Annotated in this window: 14 protein-coding genes; all 14 read right to left on the reverse strand. The window is 35.8% G+C overall.

All coding sequences use genetic code 11. The features are described 5' to 3' along the window. Positions 1-231, reverse strand: a 231-nt coding sequence (gene rpsH / locus RMN92_RS08705; RefSeq protein ID WP_309609081.1) for a 30S ribosomal protein S8, incomplete at its 3' end; no start/stop codon positions are given. 77 nt (positions 232-308) lie between these two features. Then, complete coding sequence (gene rpsN, locus RMN92_RS08710) at positions 309-578, reverse strand: 30S ribosomal protein S14 (protein ID WP_293889997.1); 270 nt, start codon at positions 576-578, stop codon at positions 309-311. 3 nt (positions 579-581) lie between these two features. Next, the gene (rplE, locus tag RMN92_RS08715) at positions 582-1,133 is read right to left on the reverse strand and encodes a 50S ribosomal protein L5 (protein WP_309609082.1); all 552 of its coding nucleotides are present in this window, start codon (positions 1,131-1,133) and stop codon (positions 582-584) included. Positions 1,134-1,135: 2 nt separating this feature from the next. Continuing rightward, positions 1,136-1,450, reverse strand: coding sequence for a 50S ribosomal protein L24 (gene rplX, locus RMN92_RS08720; protein ID WP_188049962.1), 315 nt, complete (start codon positions 1,448-1,450; stop codon positions 1,136-1,138). Between the two features lie 11 nt (positions 1,451-1,461). After that, entirely contained in the window at positions 1,462-1,830 is a 369-nt protein-coding gene (gene rplN, locus RMN92_RS08725) for a 50S ribosomal protein L14 (RefSeq protein WP_026717863.1), read from the reverse strand. Between the two features lie 2 nt (positions 1,831-1,832). Further along, a complete protein-coding gene (gene rpsQ, locus RMN92_RS08730) occupies positions 1,833-2,093 on the reverse strand; it encodes a 30S ribosomal protein S17 (protein ID WP_309609083.1) in 261 nt (86 codons plus the stop codon). A 17-nt stretch (positions 2,094-2,110) separates the two neighbouring features. After that, entirely contained in the window at positions 2,111-2,302 is a 192-nt protein-coding gene (rpmC, locus tag RMN92_RS08735) for a 50S ribosomal protein L29 (protein WP_047774317.1), read from the reverse strand. Between the two features lie 13 nt (positions 2,303-2,315). Further along, positions 2,316-2,741 carry a 50S ribosomal protein L16 gene (gene rplP, locus RMN92_RS08740; protein WP_007803637.1) on the reverse strand — a complete coding sequence of 142 codons (426 nt, stop codon included), beginning with the start codon at positions 2,739-2,741 and terminating at the stop codon, positions 2,316-2,318. A gap of 19 nt (positions 2,742-2,760) precedes the next feature. After that, positions 2,761-3,519: a 30S ribosomal protein S3 gene (gene rpsC, locus RMN92_RS08745; protein ID WP_309609084.1), complete on the reverse strand. Its 759-nt coding sequence runs from the start codon at positions 3,517-3,519 to the stop codon at positions 2,761-2,763. Positions 3,520-3,524: 5 nt separating this feature from the next. Continuing rightward, entirely contained in the window at positions 3,525-3,938 is a 414-nt protein-coding gene (gene rplV / locus RMN92_RS08750; protein ID WP_309609085.1) for a 50S ribosomal protein L22, read from the reverse strand. A 6-nt stretch (positions 3,939-3,944) separates the two neighbouring features. Beyond that, positions 3,945-4,223: a 30S ribosomal protein S19 gene (rpsS, locus tag RMN92_RS08755; RefSeq protein ID WP_007136562.1), complete on the reverse strand. Its 279-nt coding sequence runs from the start codon at positions 4,221-4,223 to the stop codon at positions 3,945-3,947. A 6-nt stretch (positions 4,224-4,229) separates the two neighbouring features. Then, a complete protein-coding gene (gene rplB, locus RMN92_RS08760) occupies positions 4,230-5,054 on the reverse strand; it encodes a 50S ribosomal protein L2 (RefSeq protein ID WP_035668122.1) in 825 nt (274 codons plus the stop codon). 6 nt (positions 5,055-5,060) lie between these two features. Then, positions 5,061-5,351, reverse strand: coding sequence for a 50S ribosomal protein L23 (rplW, locus tag RMN92_RS08765; protein ID WP_035668124.1), 291 nt, complete (start codon positions 5,349-5,351; stop codon positions 5,061-5,063). 6 nt (positions 5,352-5,357) lie between these two features. Beyond that, positions 5,358-5,799, reverse strand: a 442-nt coding sequence (rplD, locus tag RMN92_RS08770) for a 50S ribosomal protein L4 (RefSeq protein WP_309609086.1), incomplete at its 5' end; no start/stop codon positions are given.

The raw sequence follows: 5,799 nt of genomic DNA on the forward strand, positions 1-5,799 counted from the left end.
GATATCTTTAATTACAGAGTCTTTAGTATCTTTATCATACTTAAGAGCAATTTTGATGGTTCCCTGAACAGAGTTATCATCAAATTTGTAACTTAAAATATACCCTTGATCGAATAAAATTTTTGTGATTTCTTTTTTAAGATTAGAAGCTGGAATCTCAACCACCTTGTGGTTTGCCATCACTGCATTTCTAACTCTCGTAAGATAATCTGCAATTGGATCTGTATACATTTGTATTAATTTGCGACTATGGTTTTCAATAAGTACTCACTAATTGAACCTTTAGCCAATTTATAATTTTTTTAATCTTACCAGCTAGCTTTTCTAACTCCCGGTATCAATCCTTGGTTAGCCATTTCACGAAATGTTACACGTGAAAGACCGAATTGACGCATATAACCTCTTGGTCTACCTGTCAATTTACAACGATTGTGTAAACGAACCGGTGAAGCATTTTTTGGTAATTTTTGTAAACCTTCGCGATCTCCGGCTTCTAACAAAGCTTTTCTTTTCTCAGCATACTTTGCTACCGTTTTTTCTCTCTTAACCTCACGGGCTTTCATTGATTCTTTAGCCATATCTTAATTCTTTTTAAAAGGTAAACCTAATTCAGCCAATAATGATTTTGCTTCTTTATCTGTTTTTGCAGAAGTAACAAATGAAATATCCATTCCTGATATTTTGTTTACTTTGTCAATATCAATTTCTGGGAAAATGATTTGCTCCAAAACACCAAGATTATAATTTCCTCTTCCATCAAAACCAGTAGCTTTAATTCCGCTAAAATCTCTAACACGTGGTAAAGCAGAAGTAATAAGTCTATCTAAAAACTCATACATTCTTTCTCCACGCAAAGTAACTTTTGCTCCAATAGGCATTCCTTTTCTCAATTTGAATGACGCAACGTCTTTCTTTGAAATAGTAGATACTGCTTTCTGTCCAGTGATCTTTGTTAACTCTTCAACTGCATAGTCGATTAGTTTCTTATCAGATACAGCTGCACCAACTCCTTTACTTAAAACGATTTTTTCCAATTTTGGAACTTGCATTACGTTTACGTATCCGAATTCTTCTTTAAGAGCAGCAATTACTCTGCTCTTATATTCTTCTTTTAGTCTAGGTATATACGCCATTACTATAGTACTTGATTAGATTTTTTTGAAAATCTTACTTTCTTATCTCCTTCTACTCTAATTCCTACTCTAGTTGTTTCCTTAGTTTTAGGATCAATTAAAGAAATGTTAGATATTTGTATAGAAGCTTCTTTCTTTACAATACCACCTTGAGGGCTTTTTGCACTTGGTTTCGTATGTTTTGAAACCATGTTTACACCTTCAACAATCGCTTTGTTTTTCTCTTTGTACACACGTAAAACTTTACCTTCAGCACCTTTATGGTCTCCAGCAATTACTCTTACGATGTCACCTGATTTTATTTTTAGCTTTATCATCTTAAAACGAATTAAAGCACTTCTGGTGCTAATGATACAATTTTCATGAATTGTTTTTCACGAAGTTCTCTTGCTACCGGACCAAAAACACGAGTTCCTCTCATTTCACCAGCAGCATTTAATAACACACATGCGTTGTCATCAAATCTAATGTATGAACCATCGGCTCTTCTTACTTCTTTTTTGGTACGTACAACAACTGCAGTTGAAACAGCTCCTTTTTTAACGCTTCCGTTAGGTGCTGTATCTTTGATAGAAACTACAATCTTGTCTCCAACAGAGGCATACCTTCTTTTGGTACCTCCTAAAACACGGATAGTTAAAACTTCCTTTGCTCCAGTGTTATCTGCTACTTTTAGTCTTGATTCTTGTTGTACCATAATTATTTAGCTCTTTCTAAGATTTCAACTAACCTCCAACATTTTGTTTTACTCAAAGGACGCGTTTCGCTAATCCTTACAGTATCTCCAATGTTACAGTCGTTCATTTCGTGGTGTGCGTGATACTTTTTAGTTTTCAACACGAACTTACCGTATAATGGGTGTTTTACTTTACGCACTTCAGCAACTACGATAGATTTATCCATCTTGTCTGAAGTCACAACACCAACTCTTTCTTTTCTTAAATTTCTTTTTTCTTCCATCTTTCAGCAGATTACAATTATTGCAACTCTCTTTTAGTAAGTTCCGTAGCTAATCTTGCAACTGTTCTTCTTACACTTCTAATTTGAAGCGGATTCTCAATTGGTGAAATAGCGTGAGCCATTTTTAGATCAGCATATGTTTTCTTAGTCTGGCTAAGCTTTTCTTGCAACTCCGCTGCAGAAAGATCTTTTATTTCTGATTGTTTCATAATATAATATAGATTATGCTTCGAAATCTCTAGCAACGACGAATTTAGTTTTTACTGGAAGCTTTTGAGCTGCAAGACGTAACGCCTCTTTTGCAACTGACAAAGGTACTCCTCCAACTTCAAACATAATTCTTCCGGGTTTAACAACGGCAGCCCAATACTCAACTGCACCTTTACCTTTACCCATACGTACCTCAAGAGGTTTCTTAGTGATAGGTTTGTCTGGAAATATTTTGATCCATAATTGTCCCTCTCTTTTCATAAAACGAGTTGCAGCAATACGTGCAGCTTCAATTTGACGAGAAGTTAAGAACATTCCATCTTCATGTACAGATTTAATACCAAACATTCCATTAGAAAGTTCATGTCCTCTTTGGGAATTCCCTTTCATTTTACCTTTTTGTACCTTACGGTATTTTGTTCTTTTAGGCTGTAACATTTTACTTTAGTTTAAAAATTTACTTTCGTTTACGAGCGTCTGGTTTACCACCTTTATTAAAAGGTTTTCTATCTCCTCTTGGAGAATCACCACCTTTACCACCAGTACCAGATTGTTTTTTGTCCATTCCAGCAAGCGGAGAAAGATCTCTCTTTCCATAAACTTCACCTTTCATGATCCATACTTTGATACACATTCTACCATAAGTAGTATGAGCTTCAGCCAAAGCATAATCAATATCAGCTCTGAAAGTTGATAGAGGAACTCTACCTTCTTTAAAACCTTCTGAACGAGCCATCTCCGCACCATTCAAACGACCAGAAATCAAAACTTTGATACCTTCTGCGTTCATACGCATAGAGGCAGCAATAGCCATTTTGATTGCACGTCTGTAAGAAATTCTGCTTTCGATTTGACGACAGATGCTTGTAGCAACTAGATACGCGTCAAGTTCAGGTCTTTTGATTTCAAAGATGTTGATTTGAACCTCTTTGTCAGTAACTTTCTTAAGTTCTTCTTTCAACTTGTCTACCTCTTGGCCACCTTTTCCGATAATAATACCAGGTCTAGCAGTAGTGATAGTAACGGTTACAAGTTTTAAAGTTCTCTCAATAATTACTTTAGATACACTAGCTTTTGATAAACGAGCATGGATATACTTTCTGATTTTGTGATCTTCGGCAAGTTTATCACCGTAATCATTTCCACCATACCAGTTTGAGTCCCATCCTCTGATGATACCAAGTCTGTTTCCAATTGGATTTGTCTTTTGTCCCATACTGCTTAAGAATTGCTTTGTGTGTTATTGATAGCTCCAAGCACGATTGTTACGTGATTAGAACGTTTTCTTATTCTGTGTGCACGACCTTGTGGAGCTGGACGAAGTCTTTTCAACATCATTCCACCATCAACTGTAATCGTTTTAACAAATAAACCAGCCTCTTCCATATTAGCATCTGGGTTTTTTGCTTGCCAGTTGGCAATAACAGATAAAACCAATTTCTCTAATTTTCGTGAAGCCTCTTTAGAACTAAATCTTAAGATGTTTAATGCTCTTTCTACCTTCTGACCTCTTACTAGATCTGCTACTAAGCGCATTTTTCTAGGTGAAGTAGGGCAGTTATTTAACTTTGCGAAGGCCAAAGACTTATTAGCCTCTTTTCTTGCATCTGCTGTTTCTCTTTTACGAACTCCCATTGCTTCTTATTTTTTACCTTTATTTTTTGCTCCAGCATGACCTCTAAAAGATCTAGTTGGTGAAAATTCTCCTAATTTGTGACCTACCATGTTTTCTGTTACGTAAACTGGTACAAATTGACGACCGTTATGAACTGCGATAGTTTGTCCAACAAAATCTGGAGTAATCATAGAAGCTCTAGACCATGTCTTAACAACTCCTTTATTTCCGCCTGCGATGTTTTCTTGAACTTTCTTGTCTAACTTATAATGAACAAAGGGTCCTTTTTTTAATGAACGTGCCATATCTTATTATTTCTTTCTACGTTCTACGATATACTTGTTACTCGGGTTTTTCTTAGAACGAGTTCTATAACCTTTAGCTGGTATTCCATTTCTTGAACGTGGATGTCCACCAGAAGAACGTCCTTCACCACCACCCATTGGGTGATCGACAGGGTTCATTGCAACAGGTCTTGTTCTAGGTCTTCTTCCTAACCATCTTGTTCTACCAGCTTTCCCTGATACAACTAATTGGTGGTCTGAATTAGAAACCGCTCCAATTGTAGCCGAACAAGTCAACAAGATCAATCTTGTTTCCCCAGAAGGCATTTTAATTGTAGCATATTTTCCATCTCTTGCCATTAATTGAGCAAATGTTCCAGCAGAACGAGCGATTACAGCTCCTTGTCCTGGTCTCAATTCGATACAAGAAATTACAGTTCCTAGTGGAACTCTACTTAAAGGTAAAGTATTACCAATTTCAGGTTGAGATTCTGGACCAGAAACTAATTTCTGACCAACTTTCAATCCGTTTTGAGCAATAACATACGTTTTCTCACCATCAGCATAAGCTAACAATGCAATAAAAGCAGTACGATTTGGATCATATTCAATGGACTTAACCGTAGCTGGAATTCCTTCTTTTGTACGTTTAAAATCAATGATACGATATCTCTGCTTGTGACCACCACCCGTATAACGCATGGTCATCTTTCCTTGACTATTTCTACCACCAGAGTTTTTTATCGGCGCTATCAAAGAGCGTTCCGGCTTATCAGTTGTAATGGCGTCATAACCATTCACAACTCTAAATCGCTGACCTGGGGTAATAGGTTTTAATTTTCTTACTGACATTTTATCTTAGATATTGTTGTAAAAATCAATTGTTTCTCCTTCTTGTACTTGAACAATTGCTTTTTTAATTGCATTAGTCTTTCCACTGATCAAACCACTTTTAGTGTATTTTGTAGTTCTATCCGGTCTTACGTTCATCGTGTTAACACTCAAAATAGTTACACCATAAGCAGCTTCAACAGCTTTCTTAATTTGCACTTTATTTGCTTTTTTGTCAACAACGAATCCGAAGCGGTTTAAAACTTCACTTTCTTTGGTTACTTTTTCTGTTACTATAGGCTTAATTATGATGCTCATATCCTATTATTTACTTAAATTTTCTTCAATTATCTCTAAAGAACTCTCTAAAAGCACTAAATTATTAGCGTTTAATATAGCGTAAGTACTTAATTCTAAGCTACTTACTACGCTAGAGCCTTTTAAATTACGTGACGACAAATATACATTTTTATTTACATCACCCAACACAAACAGGGATTTTTTATTCTCTAACTCTAAAGCTTTCAAAACATTGATGAAATTTTTAGTGTTTGGAGTTTCAAAATTAAAGTCTTCAAGAACGATAATGTTCGACTCTTTGGCTTTAATTGAGAAAGCAGATTTTCTAGCCAAACGCTTCAAGCTTTTATTCAATTTAAATGAATAACTTCTTGGTCTTGGTCCGAAAACTGTTCCACCACCTTTAAACAATGGATTCTTTGCACTACCCGCACGAGCAGTACCAGTTCCTTTTTGTTTTTTAATC

This window comes from Flavobacterium sp., assembly GCF_031363805.1.
Classification (GTDB): Bacteria; Bacteroidota; Bacteroidia; order Flavobacteriales; family Flavobacteriaceae; genus Flavobacterium.

What these genes read in the sequence shown, in the direction of transcription:
- rplB (WP_035668122.1), bottom strand. Translation starts at nt 5,054, where the DNA reads ATGTCAGTAAGAAAATTAAAACCTATTACCCCAGGTCAGCGATTTAGA.
- rplV (WP_309609085.1), bottom strand. Translation starts at nt 3,938, where the DNA reads ATGGGAGTTCGTAAAAGAGAAACAGCAGATGCAAGAAAAGAGGCTAAT.
- rpsN (WP_293889997.1), bottom strand. Translation starts at nt 578, where the DNA reads ATGGCTAAAGAATCAATGAAAGCCCGTGAGGTTAAGAGAGAAAAAACG.
- rpmC (WP_047774317.1), bottom strand. Translation starts at nt 2,302, where the DNA reads ATGAAACAATCAGAAATAAAAGATCTTTCTGCAGCGGAGTTGCAAGAA.
- rplP (WP_007803637.1), bottom strand. Translation starts at nt 2,741, where the DNA reads ATGTTACAGCCTAAAAGAACAAAATACCGTAAGGTACAAAAAGGTAAA.
- rplX (WP_188049962.1), bottom strand. Translation starts at nt 1,450, where the DNA reads ATGATAAAGCTAAAAATAAAATCAGGTGACATCGTAAGAGTAATTGCT.
- rpsQ (WP_309609083.1), bottom strand. Translation starts at nt 2,093, where the DNA reads ATGGAAGAAAAAAGAAATTTAAGAAAAGAAAGAGTTGGTGTTGTGACT.
- rplW (WP_035668124.1), bottom strand. Translation starts at nt 5,351, where the DNA reads ATGAGCATCATAATTAAGCCTATAGTAACAGAAAAAGTAACCAAAGAA.
- rplE (WP_309609082.1), bottom strand. Translation starts at nt 1,133, where the DNA reads ATGGCGTATATACCTAGACTAAAAGAAGAATATAAGAGCAGAGTAATT.
- rpsS (WP_007136562.1), bottom strand. Translation starts at nt 4,223, where the DNA reads ATGGCACGTTCATTAAAAAAAGGACCCTTTGTTCATTATAAGTTAGAC.
- rplN (WP_026717863.1), bottom strand. Translation starts at nt 1,830, where the DNA reads ATGGTACAACAAGAATCAAGACTAAAAGTAGCAGATAACACTGGAGCA.
- rpsC (WP_309609084.1), bottom strand. Translation starts at nt 3,519, where the DNA reads ATGGGACAAAAGACAAATCCAATTGGAAACAGACTTGGTATCATCAGA.